General features: G+C 35.0%; 20 protein-coding genes. 19 read left to right on the forward strand and 1 reads right to left on the reverse strand.

The features are described from left to right. The 12 genes from CD29_RS20605 to rsmI all read left to right on the forward strand — a co-directional run. Positions 1–184 (forward strand): hypothetical protein (locus CD29_RS20605; RefSeq protein ID WP_036189066.1); only part of this gene is annotated, 184 nt, incomplete at its 5' end. A 356-nt stretch (positions 185–540) separates the two neighbouring features. Beyond that, entirely contained in the window at positions 541–1,068 is a 528-nt protein-coding gene (locus CD29_RS15935) for a GNAT family N-acetyltransferase (RefSeq protein WP_036189068.1), read from the forward strand. 138 nt (positions 1,069–1,206) lie between these two features. Beyond that, a complete protein-coding gene (locus tag CD29_RS15940; protein ID WP_036189071.1) occupies positions 1,207–2,628 on the forward strand; it encodes an aminotransferase class I/II-fold pyridoxal phosphate-dependent enzyme in 1,422 nt (473 codons plus the stop codon). Between the two features lie 19 nt (positions 2,629–2,647). After that, a complete protein-coding gene (gene tmk / locus CD29_RS15945; protein WP_036189074.1) occupies positions 2,648–3,286 on the forward strand; it encodes a dTMP kinase in 639 nt (212 codons plus the stop codon). A gap of 228 nt (positions 3,287–3,514) precedes the next feature. Then, positions 3,515–3,844: a cyclic-di-AMP receptor gene (locus tag CD29_RS15950; protein ID WP_036189077.1), complete on the forward strand. Its 330-nt coding sequence runs from the start codon at positions 3,515–3,517 to the stop codon at positions 3,842–3,844. A gap of 81 nt (positions 3,845–3,925) precedes the next feature. Beyond that, positions 3,926–4,366 carry a YaaR family protein gene (locus tag CD29_RS15955; RefSeq protein ID WP_036189080.1) on the forward strand — a complete coding sequence of 147 codons (441 nt, stop codon included), beginning with the start codon at positions 3,926–3,928 and terminating at the stop codon, positions 4,364–4,366. Between the two features lie 75 nt (positions 4,367–4,441). Continuing rightward, positions 4,442–5,446: a DNA polymerase III subunit delta' gene (gene holB, locus CD29_RS15960; protein WP_036189081.1), complete on the forward strand. Its 1,005-nt coding sequence runs from the start codon at positions 4,442–4,444 to the stop codon at positions 5,444–5,446. Then, the gene (locus tag CD29_RS15965) at positions 5,439–6,254 is read left to right on the forward strand and encodes a PSP1 domain-containing protein (RefSeq protein ID WP_036189083.1); all 816 of its coding nucleotides are present in this window, start codon (positions 5,439–5,441) and stop codon (positions 6,252–6,254) included. The genes holB and CD29_RS15965 overlap by 8 nt, the downstream gene beginning before the upstream one ends. 306 nt (positions 6,255–6,560) lie before the next feature. Then, positions 6,561–6,923, forward strand: a complete 363-nt coding sequence (gene yabA, locus CD29_RS15970; protein ID WP_036189085.1) for a DNA replication initiation control protein YabA — start codon at positions 6,561–6,563, stop codon at positions 6,921–6,923. A gap of 169 nt (positions 6,924–7,092) precedes the next feature. Beyond that, positions 7,093–7,845, forward strand: coding sequence for a tRNA1(Val) (adenine(37)-N6)-methyltransferase (locus CD29_RS15975; protein WP_036189087.1), 753 nt, complete (start codon positions 7,093–7,095; stop codon positions 7,843–7,845). Continuing rightward, positions 7,829–8,089 carry a GIY-YIG nuclease family protein gene (locus CD29_RS15980; RefSeq protein ID WP_036189089.1) on the forward strand — a complete coding sequence of 87 codons (261 nt, stop codon included), beginning with the start codon at positions 7,829–7,831 and terminating at the stop codon, positions 8,087–8,089. Before CD29_RS15975 ends, CD29_RS15980 begins: the two co-directional genes overlap by 17 nt. After that, positions 8,086–8,958 (forward strand): 16S rRNA (cytidine(1402)-2'-O)-methyltransferase, encoded by an 873-nt coding sequence (gene rsmI / locus CD29_RS15985; RefSeq protein WP_036189091.1) that lies wholly within the window; start codon positions 8,086–8,088, stop codon positions 8,956–8,958. The genes CD29_RS15980 and rsmI overlap by 4 nt, the downstream gene beginning before the upstream one ends. A gap of 51 nt (positions 8,959–9,009) precedes the next feature. Here rsmI and CD29_RS15990 read toward each other — a convergent pair whose 3' ends face one another. After that, positions 9,010–9,288, reverse strand: coding sequence for an AbrB/MazE/SpoVT family DNA-binding domain-containing protein (locus CD29_RS15990; protein WP_036189093.1), 279 nt, complete (start codon positions 9,286–9,288; stop codon positions 9,010–9,012). A 341-nt stretch (positions 9,289–9,629) separates the two neighbouring features. On the opposite strand from CD29_RS15990, the gene metG reads away from it, so the two are divergent. The 7 genes from metG (at position 9,630) to CD29_RS16025 (ending at position 16,352) form a co-directional block, all read left to right on the forward strand. After that, positions 9,630–11,594, forward strand: coding sequence for a methionine--tRNA ligase (gene metG / locus CD29_RS15995; protein WP_197061775.1), 1,965 nt, complete (start codon positions 9,630–9,632; stop codon positions 11,592–11,594). A 264-nt stretch (positions 11,595–11,858) separates the two neighbouring features. Beyond that, on the forward strand, positions 11,859–12,629 hold the full coding sequence (locus tag CD29_RS16000) for a TatD family hydrolase (protein ID WP_036189099.1): 771 nt from the start codon (positions 11,859–11,861) through the stop codon (positions 12,627–12,629). A gap of 131 nt (positions 12,630–12,760) precedes the next feature. Then, positions 12,761–13,960: a G5 and 3D domain-containing protein gene (locus tag CD29_RS16005; protein ID WP_036189102.1), complete on the forward strand. Its 1,200-nt coding sequence runs from the start codon at positions 12,761–12,763 to the stop codon at positions 13,958–13,960. Positions 13,961–14,145: 185 nt separating this feature from the next. Next, positions 14,146–14,700, forward strand: coding sequence for a ribonuclease M5 (rnmV, locus tag CD29_RS16010; protein WP_036189104.1), 555 nt, complete (start codon positions 14,146–14,148; stop codon positions 14,698–14,700). 1 nt (position 14,701) lies between these two features. After that, complete coding sequence (rsmA, locus tag CD29_RS16015; protein WP_036189106.1) at positions 14,702–15,586, forward strand: 16S rRNA (adenine(1518)-N(6)/adenine(1519)-N(6))-dimethyltransferase RsmA; 885 nt, start codon at positions 14,702–14,704, stop codon at positions 15,584–15,586. A 151-nt stretch (positions 15,587–15,737) separates the two neighbouring features. Continuing rightward, positions 15,738–15,998: a biofilm formation stimulator Veg gene (gene veg, locus CD29_RS16020; RefSeq protein ID WP_036189170.1), complete on the forward strand. Its 261-nt coding sequence runs from the start codon at positions 15,738–15,740 to the stop codon at positions 15,996–15,998. Positions 15,999–16,154: 156 nt separating this feature from the next. Further along, positions 16,155–16,352 carry a small, acid-soluble spore protein, alpha/beta type gene (locus tag CD29_RS16025; RefSeq protein WP_036189108.1) on the forward strand — a complete coding sequence of 66 codons (198 nt, stop codon included), beginning with the start codon at positions 16,155–16,157 and terminating at the stop codon, positions 16,350–16,352. Positions 16,353–16,373: the final 21 nt, after the last annotated feature.

Here is a 16,373-nt window from a genome sequence, read left to right on the forward strand (position 1 = left end):
ACGGTTTGATGAGGGGGTGGCCATGAAAATGGTCACCCTACTCTATTATGTTTATAGTTCTTATAAAAGTATACTTCGGAAACTTTTTGTTGTTAGAATTTACGTGATGCTTGAGGTAAGTAATCACAATAAGTTGTTAAGAAAGCTAGATTTACGTGACAGTAGGGGTGGAAAACCACGATGAGTTGTCACGAAGGGCAAGTTTACGTGAAGGGCAAGTTTACGTGACAGTAGAGGTGAAAAATCAAGATGAGTTGTCACGAAAGGCGAGTTTACGTGACAGTAGAGGTGGAAAATCAAGACGAGTTGTCACGAAAGGCAGGTTTACGTGACAGTAGGGGTAGAAAACCACGATGAGATATCATGAAAAATATTGAAGTTGAGCACACCGCCAAAGTCCGTACAATAGTTATTGTAAAGATCCTAATTTTAATACCTATTTATCTACTTTTAAGAGGTAGAAATGTCTAGCATATTGTTAATTGAACAAAGGTATTTTTACATAATTTGTAGAACCTTAAATTTGGAGGTGTTTGTATTATGAATATTAGAAAAGCAACAAAAGATGATGCTAAAGGAATTGCAAAAGTTCATGTAGACAGTTGGAGAACAACTTATAAAGGAATTATTTCAGAGGAGTTTTTAAATAATCTGTCCTATGAACAAAGGACTGAATTGTGGATTCGAAATCTTTCCCAAACAGAAAATTATGTAATAGTGGCAGAGAATTCAGAAGGCGAAATTGTTGGTTTTGCCGTTTTCGCAAAAAGAGAAACAAATACAGTTTCTAATTCAACAGACCTTACATCCATTTACTTACTAGAGGAATATCAAGGGAAGGGCATTGGGAAAGCGTTACTTAAGGAATTATTTTCACAAATTAAGCAACAAGGCTATGAAAAGGTTTTTGTTGATGTATTAGATAAAAATAAGACATGTGCATTTTATGAACATTATGGTGCGAAGTTATACAAAACCGTTCAAATTAAGATTGGTGGGAAACCATTAGTTGAAAGAATTTATGTATGGGATAATGTTGAAGCTGTGTTAGATCGATTGAACCATTGATAGACACAAGTGAAAAATTCTAAATTAAAGTATGAGGATTGAATTCAATGAATGAATTCGATCCTTTTTTATAAACGAGTTTCGTTATTTACATGGTAATTAGTATAATAAGGGGAGATACTTGAACGGAGTGAGAAGATGAAAAAGGAGAAGCCGCTAGTAGAAGCCTTGCAAGCCTTTGTAGAAAAAAGACCGCTATCCATGCATGTGCCAGGTCATAAAAATGGTTTAATATCAACATTGCCTGAAGAAGTGAAAAGTATATTACCATATGATTTAACGGAGTTAACAGGATTAGACGATTTCCATCATCCAGAAGAAGCTATTTTAAAAGCGGAACAATTATTGTCAGAAACATATAATGCAGATCGAAGTTTCTTTTTAGTAAATGGTTCAACTGTAGGAAATTTAGCGATGATCTATGCCACTTGTAAACGGAATGAGAAAATCATTGTTCAAAGAAACGCACATAAATCTATCTTTCATGCACTCGAACTTGTAGGAGCAACGCCTATTTATGTGACCCCTGATTGGGATGAAAACACTCAAACCTTTAATTCGGTTTCACTTGAAACCTTAAGAGAAGCTTTACAATTACATAAGGATATAAAAGCAGTTGTACTTACTTATCCAACATATTACGGAATTACCTCAAAGGATTTGAAGGCTCAAATAGATCTATGCCATTCAATAAATATCCCAGTATTAGTAGATGAAGCCCATGGTGCACATTTAATAGCAAGCAGTATTTTTCCAACATCAGCACTTCAGCTTGGTGCTGATGTCGTTGTCCAATCTGCACATAAAACATTACCCGCAATGACAATGTCATCTTTTTTGCATATTAAATCTAAACTTGTTAATGTTGAGAAAGTAAATCATTATTTACGTATGTTACAGTCAAGTAGCCCATCTTATCTACTTTTAGCATCACTAGATGATGCTAGACATTATATACAAAATTACTTAGAGATTGATGGAAATTACTATTTAAACAAAAGACAGCTCTTTGTTGATGCCTTACAAACAATCCAATCATTAGAAGTGGTTGAAGTAGATGATAGGCTAAAAATTCTATTAAGAGTAAAAGGATACACAGGTTTTCAGTTAAAAGCTGCACTTGAAGAAAAAAATGTATATGTAGAATTAGCTGATAACAAACAAGTGTTGCTTATACTACCATTACTAAAACAGGGTCAAACATATCCCTTTGCCGAAATAAAATCCCAAATAAAAGATGCGGTTATTGATTTAAAGAAAGTACAAAGAACTACTGAACAGAACAAGATACCTTCTTTCGAAATTACTAAAGTTGTAATGCCCGAACAATCTTTCGAACAGGTCGAGCAGTCTGAAAAGGAATGGATTCCCTATACGCACTCATTCGGTCGAATATCTGCTGGAATGATAATTCCTTATCCACCTGGTATTCCATTATTTGTGCCTGGGGAGAAAATTACAGTTTCAAAATTAAGTCAGCTAGAAGAGTTACTTATGATGGGAGCTTCATTTCAAGGGCAACATCGTTTAGAAGAAAGGCTCATCTTAGTCATAAAGTAACAATCGGAGGAATATAAAGATGAAAAGAAATTTATTTATCACATTTGAAGGTCCAGAAGGAGCAGGCAAATCTACGGTCTTACAAAAGATAGTAGAAAGAATGCAAACGCAAAATATTGATGTCTTATCTACTAGGGAACCAGGTGGAATTGAAATTGCAGAAAAAATACGTGAAGTGATTTTAAACCCAGCACATACGGCAATGGATGAACGAACAGAAGCTCTATTATACGCAGCAGCAAGAAGTCAACATTTCTATGAAAAAGTGATACCGGCACTTCACCAAGGACAACTTGTTTTATGTGACCGTTTTATAGACTCATCATTGGCGTATCAAGGACATGCACGTGGAATTGGTATTGATGAAGTTTTAGCAATTAACGAATTTGCTATTGGTAAACGTATGCCTGACTTGACAGTATTATTCGATTTAGAACCAAGCGTGGGACTAGCTCGTATACAAGCTCATAGTTCGCGTGAGGTGAATCGATTAGACGTAGAAAGTTTAGCGTTTCACAAGAGAGTAAGGGAAGGTTATCATATTGTAATGAACCGCTATCCAGATAGAATTAAACTTGTAAATGCAGACCAACATTTAGACCAAGTAGTAGAAAATGTTTGGGACATTTTAACAAACTTTCTAAATGAAAAGAAATGAGTATTCTATCTTCTTATGCTATAATAATAGCAACATTTCACTTTTCTTTTTGGATAATTTTATAAGTTTTATTTGCAATAGAAAGTAGCAATTAGGAAAGTGCACTAGTTAATTTTAAAGAAATTCCTTCATAGTTAGAACCTCTAGAGGGAATTGATTATATAATATAAAAATAGGCATTCATTGGAGTTGACACGAATTTACAAAAAACATGAGGAGTGATCTAAGATGAAATTAGTTGTAGCTGTAGTTCAGGATCAGGATAGTAATCGCTTGGCGGGTGCTTTAACAAAAAATAATTACCGTGCTACAAAGTTAGCAAGTACAGGTGGATTTCTGCGTTCAGGAAATACAACTTTTCTCATAGGAACAGATGATTCAAAAATTCCTCAATTGCTTGATATTATTCGTGATAATTGTCGTTCGAGAGAACAACTTGTATCTCCAGTTTCTCCACTTGGAGGAAATGCAGATTCTTATATACCATACCCTGTTGAAGTAGAAGTTGGTGGGGCTACAGTATTTGTTTTACCAATTGAACAGTTCCATCATTTTTAAGAGCATATAACCAATTATCTTTATAAGTTACGATATAATTTCTCTAAACAAAGCGTCCAAACGAATGTGGAGGCGAAATCATTGAAAATAAATCAAGATCTACGCGTAGGTTTAAACACAAATCAACACGATATTAAACATGGCAACCAAGTTGGTAATCGCTTTGGTGAGATGATTATAAAACAAGGATCAAAAATGCAACAAGAACAGCTAACAAGATTATTAGGTGATATTTCATCAGCTGGTGAACGTGTAGCTAAATCTCGAAATTTAAGAGAACTAGCTCGGTTTAAAATGCTTATTAAACGCTTCTTGCAGGAAGCTGTAAAATATGGCCTTGAAATGAAACAGTCACACACCTGGAATCGTTATGGCGAAGGCCGACGACTAAAAGTAGTAGAGACAATTGATGAGAAATTAGTTGAACTTGCTGAGGACTTATTAAATGAAGAAAAAGAAACCATTGATTTGCTTGATAAAATTGGCGAAATCAAAGGACTATTAATTAATTTATATATGTAGCCCGTGTCTCAATGGCGACACGGGATTTTTTCTAAAATATGAAGAAATATCTTCTTTATAGAATTAGGTGAAAGCATGATCGAAAATATCGAAAAACTAACAAAGATACAACCCGTTGTTATAAAGCAACTTCAAACAATTTATGAAAAAAATCGGACTGGACATGCGTATATATTTGATGGTGCAAAAGGGACAGGGAAAAGCGAAGTTGCAATGTTTTTTGTGAAGTTATGTTCATGTCTTAACGTGTCGAAAAATGTTCCATGTGAAACATGTAGAAATTGTAGAAGAATTGAATCTGGTAATTTCCCTAACTTACTACAGATAGAACCAGATGGTCAGTTTATTAAAATAGACCAAATACGTGAGCTAATCCTAGGGATGACTCGAACTGGTTTTGAAGAAGGCCGTAAATTTTATATTATTCATCATGCGGACCGCTTTAATAATTCGTCAGCAAATACATTACTTAAGTTTCTAGAAGAACCAGAAGGTGAAGTAACGGCAATATTGTTAACGGAAGCCTATCAGTCAATTTTACCTACGATCCAATCAAGATGTCAGCAAATAAAATTTGCAAATGTTCCACGCGAAATTTTAATGGAAAAAATGCAAGCAGAGGGAATATCCCTTTCAATGGCTTCAACTGTTAGCCAATTAACTAATAGTCTTGAAACAGCAATTTTTTTAGCAAATGACGAGCAGTTTGCACATGGAAGAAAAACAGTGTTAAAATTAGTTGAAGCAATCAAAAGAAATATACATGAAGCATTATTTATTGTATATGAAGATTGGCTTCCTTCATTTAAAGAAAAAAGCGAAATTGAGCAAGCTCTCGATTTATTGCTTTTTGCATATAGAGACATCGTTGCTGTAAAAGCCGATTTGAAAAATGTACTTGTTTTTCCGGACATGTTAGCAAGTTTTAACGAAATAGCCTTACATAGTACGTATGAACAGTTATCAAATCATATGCAAGCAATTTTGCAAGCAAGGCAAAATTTACAGCGTAATATGAATCGTACGCTTATGATGGAGCAGCTTATGCTTAATCTGCAGGAGGGATATACATTTGTATAATGTAGTAGGGGTCCGCTTTAAAAAAGCGGGTAAAATATATTACTTTGATCCTGCGGTGTATCTACTAGAAAAGGGGCAGCACGTAATAGTAGAAACAGCCCGTGGGGTTGAATTTGGAAAAGTTGTTGTTCCTATGAAGCAAGTGGGCGAAAAAGATGTTGTTTTACCATTAAAACAAGTTTTACGTCCCGCTGACGAACGTGACAAGATCCAAGTTGAAGAAAACCAGCTTGAGTCGAAACGAGCTTTTGATTTAGCGAACCAAAAAATTGTTGAACATAAATTAGATATGAAGCTTGTTGATGTAGAATATACATTTGATCGCAACAAAATAATATTCTATTTTACTGCTGAAGGTCGTGTGGATTTCCGTGAATTAGTTAAGGATTTGGCGGCGATTTTTAGAACTCGAATTGAACTACGTCAAATTGGTGTGCGTGATGAAGCAAAACTATTAGGTGGTATAGGTCCATGTGGCCGCATGCTTTGCTGTTCAACGTTTTTGGGTGATTTCGATCCAGTATCTATTAAAATGGCTAAGGATCAGAATCTGTCATTAAACCCAACGAAGATTTCTGGAATTTGTGGCCGTTTAATGTGCTGTTTAAAATACGAAAATGATGATTATGAATCTGCCAAAGAAGGAATGCCAGATATTGGCGAGTTGACAATGACACCAGATGGTTACGGGAAAGTAATAGGAATCAATGTCCTAGAACGTATCCTTCAAGTTTACCTAGAGGAACAAGAAAGAACTGCGGAATACTCATTAGACGAAATACTCGACTGTGAGAAAAACTTTATATAGGTATTAGCTACTTAGAGAATGTTGTATGGTATGGGTAAGGTAATAGCAGTGTAGAAAACTAGAAATTCTACCTATTTTGATACGAAACAAATTAACTTAGACGAATATTGTCAATTTGCGTAGTAACGTCTATGTGACCTATATAATGTTCACTTAGATGCATTAGGTGAAGCCAATGATTTTTCTGTGGTACCTCAAGCAAACGGATGTATTTGGGCACTTTTTTCTATGCGGCAAAAGCTTGTAACAGTTGCAAATACGCTAATGTGTATTTGATTGATTAATCTTAAATGGGGTGGGCTTTTCGTGAAGGACCGTAATTTCTTAGAATCTGTTATGGAGTTCGAACAACAGCTCGAGTCGTTACAACATCAATATAACGAACTAAAACAATTTGTTGCACATATGGTGGAAGAACATCAAACGCTTCAAACGGAAAACCTTCACTTACGTCGGCGTTTAGAAGAACTGTTATCTCAGAACAGTGATGACACTACTAATGATCGTGATGATAAACCAGTTAAAACATTAGAAATCGGTGAAGGGTATGATAACTTAGCACGTTTATATCATGAAGGTTTCCATGTTTGTCATGTCCATTTTGGAAGTATACGAAAAGGCGAAGATTGCCTGTTCTGTTTATCATTTTTAAACAAACAAAATAGTTAATGATGATATTAATTTAAAGACTGAATCCACATTTATGTGGTGTTCAGTCTTTTCTTAGCGTTTATATTATTGAAGCTTTTGAGTAAAGCCGCATAAGTAAATTAACAACTCGGCCTATCTAGGTCGAGTTGTGTTTTTCTAATGATAAAGATTGGAGGAGATGTTAAAAATGCAGGAGCAGTGGTTAAAGGATGATGAACGACTCGATTTTTTATTAGCAGAAGATTTACGAATTATTCAGAGCCCTTCTGTTTTTTCCTTTTCGTTAGATGCAGTCCTTTTATCTCGATTTGTTAGTATACCGTATCAGAAAGGTCAAATTGTTGATCTATGTTCGGGAAATGGTGTTATCCCATTGTTTTTAAGTGCAAGGACTAAGGCGAATATAATTGGAGTAGAGTTGCAAGAGCGGCTATATGATATGGCTGCTCGCAGTATTAAATATAACAAGTTAGAAAGCCAGATTTCCATGATTCATGGTGATGTAAAGGAAGTTCCTCCAATGTTAGGAATTGAAAAGTATGATGTTGTCACTTGTAACCCTCCATATTTTACTGCGAATGAACTAAGTGATAAAAATACAAGTGAGCACTACGCTATTGCTCGACATGAGATTCATCTAACATTAAATGAAGCGATTGAAGCGAGTAGTAGACTATTAAAACAAGGTGGAAAAGCAGCTTTTGTCCATCGACCAGGCCGTTTACTTGATATTGTTACAGCTATGAGGGAAAATCGCATCGAGCCAAAGCGCATTCGATTTGTTTATCCGAAAGAAGGTAAAGAAGCAAACACATTATTAATAGAAGGAATAAAGGACGGTAAACCAGATTTAAAGATACTACCGCCATTGTATGTCTATAATGATCAAAATCAGTATACACAAGAAGTGAGTGAGATATTATATGGAGACAAAGGCTAATCATTTCTTCTATGTACTTGAGTGCGCGGACAATTCCCTGTATGCGGGTTATACAAATAATTTAGAAAAACGAATTGCAACACATAATGCTGGCAAAGGTGCAAAATATACAAAACCTCGCACTCCAGTAAAATGTGTTTATTATGAAACGTTTGAAACGAAACAAGAGGCAATGAGAGCAGAATATGCATTTAAGCAATTAGGTCGACGAGATAAATTAAATTATATTGGAGGGCTAAAATGAAATCGCAAAAAAGTAGTCAGCATGAACAAGGAAGTTGTCTTTACTTAGTAGCTACTCCGATAGGGAATTTGGAAGATATGACTGTTCGAGCACTACGTATATTAAAAGAAGTAGATGTTATTGCAGCGGAAGACACACGCAATACAAAAAAACTTTGTAACTATTTTGAGATTGCAACACCATTAGTTAGTTACCATGAACATAACCAAGACCAGGGTGGAGAAAAGATTCTTCAATTTTTACGAGAAGGCAAATCTGTTGCACTAGTTAGTGATGCAGGCCTTCCATGTATTTCAGATCCTGGAGCAGATATAGTAGTAAAAGCAATTGAAGAAAATTTTGCTGTAGTCCCTGTACCAGGGGCAAATGCAGCTCTTACAGCTTTAATTGCTTCAGGGATTTCCCCTCAACCATTTTATTTCTTTGGATTTTTACACCGACAAAAAAAAGAGCGTCGAAAACAATTAGAAATAATTGCTCGAAAAGAAGAAACAATTATCTTTTATGAAGCACCGCATCGTTTAAAAGAGACTTTGAAAGATTTAGATTTAGCTTTAGGTAGTAATCGAAAAATAGTTTTAGCGAGAGAACTTACAAAAAAATTTGAAGAATTTTTACGGGGTACAATAACTGAAGCAATCGAATGGGCAAATAATAATGAAATAAGAGGTGAATTTTGTCTAGTGATTGAGGGTAATCCAGACGGAATTCAAGAGGAAGTACAATCATATTGGGATGACATGAGTGTTGTAGAACATATCGATTACTTAATAGAAAATGAAAAACAAACGCCAAAAGATGCTATAAAAGAAGTTGCAAAGCTAAGAGAACTTAATAAAAGAGAAGTATATCAACAATATCACCAATAAAAAAGTAAAAGCGCTAGTTACAAAGTCATTCTGTAGTAGCGCTATTTCTATCTATTTTTTTAAGTGAGCTTGAATTTCTCTGATTAAAATTTCTGCACCTTCAGGACTTAAAATAAGTTTTCCATCTGCTAAGCGGAAATTTTCTTCTGATACTTCACCAGTAACAGCACATGTCATGTTTGGCATATATTTTTTAAGGATGATTCGGTCATCATCTACGTAAATTTCTAATGCGTCTTTTTCAGCAATTCCTAATGTACGTCTAAGTTCTATAGGTATTACTACGCGTCCTAATTCATCGACTTTTCGAACGATACCTGTTGATTTCATATAATCTTTTTTCCTCCTAAATTTATCTCGTAGTATTCGCCACATTTCGACATTTTTTTCTATCTGTCTGAATAGTATAATACCAAGTTATACCATAAACGTCAATTATTTAGCATTATTAAATATCAAAATAACTAATTTTTTGTGACAAATTGTTTAAATAACGTAAAAAAGTAAGATTCTTAATATAAAACGATATCTACTATTGTATTGTTCCCTAAATAGATGTTATTTTTACACTATTATTTGTTAAAAATCTTTCTTTATATTCTTTCATTGAAACCATTTTCTTACTTAGTTAGAATAAATATTATAGAAATTATATTGGAGGCAGTTTGACTGTGAATGAACAAAAAACTTTTTATATAACAACACCTATTTATTATCCAAGTGGTAAATTTCACATTGGAACGGCATATACAACTGTTGCCTCAGACACAATGGCTCGTTACAAACGTTTACGTGGTTACGATGTTCGATTTTTGACAGGAATGGACGAGCATGGTCAAAAAATCCAAGAAAAGGCCAATGAAGCAGGAAAACATCCTCAAGAATATGTAAATGAAATTGCAGAAGCTGCTAAGAAACTATGGGCACAGATGGATATTTCATATGATGACTTTATTCAGACGACAGAAGAACGACATGTTAAAAGTGTAGAAGTAATATTCCAAAAGTTTTTAGATAATGGAGATATTTATAAAGGGGAATACGAAGGCTGGTATTGTACACCTTGTGAATCCTTTTATACAGAAACGCAATTAGATAATGGAAACTGCCCTGATTGTGGTAGAGCAGTCCATAAAGTAAAAGAAGAATCCTACTTCTTTAATATGAAGAAATACGCAGATCGCCTTTTACAATATTACGAAGATAATGTTGAGTTTATCGAACCAGAATCTCGTAAAAATGAAATGATTAATAACTTTATTAAGCCAGGACTAGAAGACTTATCGGTATCTCGTACTTCATTTGACTGGGGAATAAAAGTACCTGGAGATCCTCGCCATGTTATTTACGTGTGGGTGGATGCATTATCTAACTATATTACTTCTTTAGGTTATGGAACTGATAATGAGGAATTATTTAATAAATACTGGCCGGCAGATGTACATGTAGTCGGGAAAGATATTGTACGATTCCATACAATTTATTGGCCAATATTCTTAATGGCATTAGATTTACCTCTACCTAAAAAGGTATTTGCTCATGGGTTTATTATGATGAAAGATGGAAAAATGTCGAAGTCCAAAGGAAATGTTGTGTATCCAGAAATGCTGATTGAACGTTATGGATTGGATGCAACAAGGTACTTTTTACTTCGTGAACTTCCTTTTGGATCAGATGGCGTATTCTCACCAGAATCGTTTGTTGAACGTACAAACTTCGACCTTGCAAATGATTTAGGGAATTTGTTAAATCGAACTGTTTCAATGATGAATAAATACTTTGATGGTATTATTCCATCAAATGATTTAGAAGCGACAGAATATGACGCTAGTTTGAAAAAACATGCTATCGAAACAAAGAAGAAATTTGAAGAAAACATGGAAAGAATGCAATTTAGTGTCGTATTAGCGGATGTATGGACACTTGTATCAAGAACCAATAAATATATTGACGAAACAGCACCATGGGTACTAGCAAAAGATGAAAGTAATAAGCCTAAACTAGCATCTGTGATGGCGAATTTAGCCGAAAGTTTGCGTCATATTGCAGTAATGTTACAGCCGTTTATGACATCAACACCAAAGAAAATTGCAGAACAACTTGGATTATCTGATAATTATTTGACGTGGGATTCAATTGAACAGTTTGGAAATATTATTGCTGAGAATACAAAGGTTGTTGACAAAGGGATACCAATTTTCCCTCGTTTAGAAGCAGAAGAAGAAATTGCTTATATACGTGAACAAATGCGCTCATCGGTAAAATCTCCACAGACAGAAGAAGTTAAGACGGCGGTTGAAGTTCCAGATGTTCCTGAAATCTCGATTGAGGATTTCCAAAAGATTGACCTTCGTGTAGCTACTGTAACTGCTTGTGAGCCAGTACCTAAAGCAGACAAATTATTAAAATTACAAGTTGATTTAGGTTATGAGCAAAGACAAGTTGTTTCAGGGATTGCTCAATATTACAAACCAGAAGATTTAGTTGGAAAGAAAGTAATTATTGTAGCAAATTTAAAACCGGTTAAACTAAGAGGGGAACTTTCTCAAGGAATGATATTAGCAGGCTCTCATGACGGGATTTTATCGATTGCTTCAGTAGATCAAAACCTACAAAATGGTGCAAAAGTAAAATAAGATTTAAATACATGAATACCTGTTGAACAGTGATATGTTCAGCAGGTTTTTTTAGGCCACTGAAGATGATTGGATTAATTATTTTTTAGCAAAATTATACCTAACCTCATTAATTTATAACAAATTTGTGGCAAAATAAGCATTTCGACAATATTACATTTTGATTACATTTGCCGTAGTTCAATTAAACTGTAATGTAAATGTAATTTTGTTGTGAAATACGTAACAGGCTAATTCAATAAAATAAATGCTAGGAGAATAAAAATGTTTATAGATACACATGTCCATTTAAACGCAGATCAGTATGATGAAGATTTAAAAGAAGTTATACAAAGAGCAATTGAAGCAAAAGTTGAAAAAATGGTTGTAGTCGGGTTTGACCGAAAAACAATTGAAAGAGCCATGAAGTTAGCCGACGAATATGATTTCATATATGCGGTAATTGGATGGCATCCTGTTGATGCAATTGACTGCACAGAAGATGATTTAAAGTGGATTGAAGAACTTTCAAGACACCCAAAAGTAGTCGGAATTGGAGAAACAGGATTGGATTATCACTGGGATAAGTCCCCAAAGGATGTCCAACAAAGATTGTTTAGAAAGCAAATCCATTTAGCACAAAAATTGAACCTGCCAATTATTATCCATAACCGTGAAGCAACGGCAGATATAGTCAAAATACTACGTGAAGAAAATGCAGCATCAATTGGCGGTATTATGCATTGCTTTAGTGGCAGTGTTGAAACTGCAAAAGAATGCATTGCTATGAACTTTATGATTAGTCTAGGTGGACCTGTAACCTTTAAAAATGCTAAAACACCAAAAGAAGTGGCAAAAGAGATTCCACTTGCGCATTTATTAATCGAAACAGACGCACCTTATTTAGCACCACATCCATATCGCGGGAAACGCAATGAACCGTCTTTTGTACCACTTGTCGCTGAAGAAATTGCTCAGTTAAAAGGCATTTCAGTTGAGGAAGTTGGTAGGGTGACTTCCGCAAACGCAATCAAACTTTTCGGAATCCAGGTATAAATTTCCATTACGTCTCCTATACTGCGTTTTAGATGGATTTTCCATAAAGGTGCTATAAAAAAAGAATCATGAAGTTGACTTTTAAAAAAGAAGCACGTATAATGCAACAGGTATCGAGGAGGCGTTTTTTCATGACAAAATTCTCCATGAAAAACTTGTTCTCTGGATCATTGAGGAGTAAGCAGACGACAGTAAGAATTGTTTCACTTGTGTTGTTTGCTGCAATTATTTCGTTCGTTTTATTTGAAGGGACGAAAACTCCAATTGTACTAAGTGCAAACGGAGAAGAACAACATATATTCACACACGCAAATACAGTAGAAGACCTACTAGAAGAAGAAGATATAGATATTACAGAATATGATAAAGTTACACCCTCATTGAATACAGAAATTAAAGCCGGTATGGCTATAAACTGGGAACAAGCAAGAGTGGTTAATATTTCAGTTGACGGAGAAGAAGTAAATGTTTGGACAACTGAAAGCAATGTAAAGAGCATTTTGGAAGAAGCTAATATTGAAGTCTCACAGTATGACAAAATTTCGACTGGGTTAGACGGAGATTTAGTTGATAACAAAATCGATATTCAAAAAGCGTTTGAAGTAACGCTTGTCGATGGACTAGATGAGAAAAAGGTTTGGTCCACTTCGACTACGGTCGCTAACTTTTTAAAGCAACAAGACATTAAACTCAATGAACTTGATCGTGTCGAAAATGATTTGGAGACTGTTATCACTCCTGAAGAAAAAATCAAAATTGTTCGAGTAGAAAAAGTTACCGATGTAGTGGAAGAACCATTAGAATTTGCAGTAGAAACAAAATCCGATTCTGCTTTACTGAAGGGTAAAGAAAAAGTTGTTACCAAAGGCGAGGAAGGTATCGTTGCCCGAACTTATGAGGTAATAAAAGAAAACGGAGAAGTAGTAAATAAAGTATTACAATCTGAAGAAGTTATTAAGGAACCAGTTACAAAGATTGTTTCGGTTGGAACAAAAGTTGTAACGGCAAACGTTTCTCGTAATGATGCACCAGAAACAAGTAGTAAAGAGTTTTATGTGACAGCGACAGCGTATACACCATATTGCAATGGATGTTCAGGCACTTCTGCAACAGGAATAAACTTAAGAGCAAATACTGACTTAAAAGTTGTTGCTGTTGATCCAAATGTAATTCCTTTAGGGACAAAGGTTTGGGTTGAAGGCTACGGATATGCAATTGCTGGTGATACAGGTGGCTCAATTAAAGGAAATAAAATTGACATACTTGTGCAAACGAAATCTGAGGCATATAAATGGGGACGTAAAAAGGTCCTAATAAAAATTTTAGATTAAAAAACTTCACTTCCAAAATGTGATTTAACTTTCCTGAGATTCTCAGGAAAGTTTTTTCGTTTTACAATAGAATCTCTGGGAATACTGTAATTATATTATTTACTTTTTGTAATAAAGGAAGTACAAGGTAGACCATTGAATTATGCTAAAATGGTCAAGAGTAATGTGAAAAGAGGAAAGGCAATTTGGATATAAAAGAAATTATCGTGGTAGAGGGTAAAGATGATACTACGGCTATTAAAAGAGCGGTTAAGGCGGATACGATTGAAACAAATGGTTCAGCTATTTCAAAAGATACAATAAAAAGGATTCTACATGCACAGGAAAAACGAGGCGTCATCGTATTTACTGATCCAGACTATCCTGGTCGTAGAATAAGAGCAATTATTGAACAACACGTACCAGGCGTGAAGCATGCATTTCTATCGAAAGATAAAACAATCGCAAAGAATGGAAAAGGATTAGGGATTGAACATGCGAGGGATGAAGATATTCGAGAAGCTTTAAGGAATGTCTATACCCCAAGTGTTGGGCTACAACCTGAAGTTATCACTTTAGAAGATTTAATGATGGCTCGATTAATCGGACATGCAAAGTCGAAAAATCGTAGAAATCGTTTAGGTGAATTATTAAATATAGGAATGACGAATGGGAAACAGCTACATAAAAGGTTATTAATTTTTCAAATTACAGTAGAGCAATTTGCTGATGCAGTGAGGCAACTAGATCAGGAGGAGTAAAATGAGTAAAGACATTGCAACACCTATACGAACAAAAGAAATACTAAATAAATATGGATTTTCGTTTAAAAAGAGTTTAGGACAAAACTTTATAATTGACCCTAATATTTTAAGAAACATTGTACATCATGCAAATCTATCCGAAGAAAGTGGTGCAATTGAAGTTGGTCCAGGAATCGGTGCATTAACAGAGCATCTAGCTCGTGCGGCGAAGAAAGTTATAGCATTTGAAATTGACCAACGCCTTTTACCCGTACTAGAAGATACGTTAAGCCCTTATGAAAATGTAACAGTTATTCACTCCGATATTTTAAAAGCAGATGTTAGAACCGTACTAAAACAAGAAATGCCTAATCTAGAAGACGTTATGGTAGTTGCGAACTTACCTTACTATGTTACAACGCCAATACTTATAAAATTATTAACAGAAAATCTTCCAATCCGAGGATTAGTAGTAATGATGCAAAAAGAAGTAGCTGACCGAATTACTGCGAAACCTGGAACAAAAGAATATGGATCTTTATCGATTGCTATTCAATATTACGGTACAGCAGAAGTTGCAATGATTGTACCAAAGACGGTATTTATGCCACAACCAAACGTTGATTCTGCAGTCATTCGAATTATTAAACATAATGAGCCACCTGTCCAAGTGATTAGCGAAGATTTCTTCTTTGAAGTAACAAGAGCCTCATTTGCCCAAAGAAGAAAAACAATCCTAAACAATTTACAATCTGGTCTTTCTCATGGGAAAGAAAAGAAGCAAGATATTATTGATGCACTTGAATCTTGTGGAATTGAACCCTCTCGCAGAGGTGAAACATTATCGATTGTGGAGTTCGGAAAACTAGCTGATTCCTTATATCCCTTCTTTTACAAACAATAATTTCGTGAACTATCCTTAAAATATACTAAAAAAACAATATTTTTATGGAAAATGAGTTGACAGGATTTATTGTCTGCTGTTAAAATATTATATTTTGTTGACAATTAGGAAGCTCTGGGCTATAATGATTTATAGTGAGGTGTATGCAGAGATGCCAAAAACGTTAGCAGACATTAAAAAATCTTTAGATAGTAATTTAGGGAAGCGCCTGTTATTGAAGGCAAACGGTGGTCGCAAGAAAACTGTAGAGTGTGCTGGAATCTTAAGTGATACTTATCACGCAGTTTTTGTCGTTGAACTTGACCAGGAAGATAATGCGTGCAAACGCGTTTCTTACAGCTACACAGATATTTTAACGGAAGCAGTAGAGATTACATTTTTAGACGATACGCAAATTGCGATGGCTAAATAATCTCTAGTACTTATTTTTATATTTTTAGGGGCTGTCTTGAAAGGTAAACTTTCTAGGGCAGCCCTTCTATTTATTGGTTGATTATCTATTGGAGTCAATTTGAATATATTGCACATACTACATATGTCAACCTACTTATTTCGAGGAGGTAACTGCATGTCAAGAAGAAAAGGTATCATGTCGAGCCGTCTAAAAGAAGAGATTGCGAAGGAACTCGGATTTTATGATGTAGTCGAGCGTGAAGGTTGGGGCGGAATTAGAGCCCGAGATGCAGGGAACATGGTAAAGCGCGCAATTGAAATGGCCGAGCAAGGTCTAGCAGAGCAAGCAAACCAAAACAATACAAATAAGTAGTAGTTGACAACATGGCCAACA

Origin of the sequence: Ureibacillus manganicus DSM 26584, from assembly GCF_000772945.1 — a bacterium.
Lineage (GTDB): Bacteria > Bacillota > Bacilli > Bacillales_A > Planococcaceae > Ureibacillus > Ureibacillus manganicus.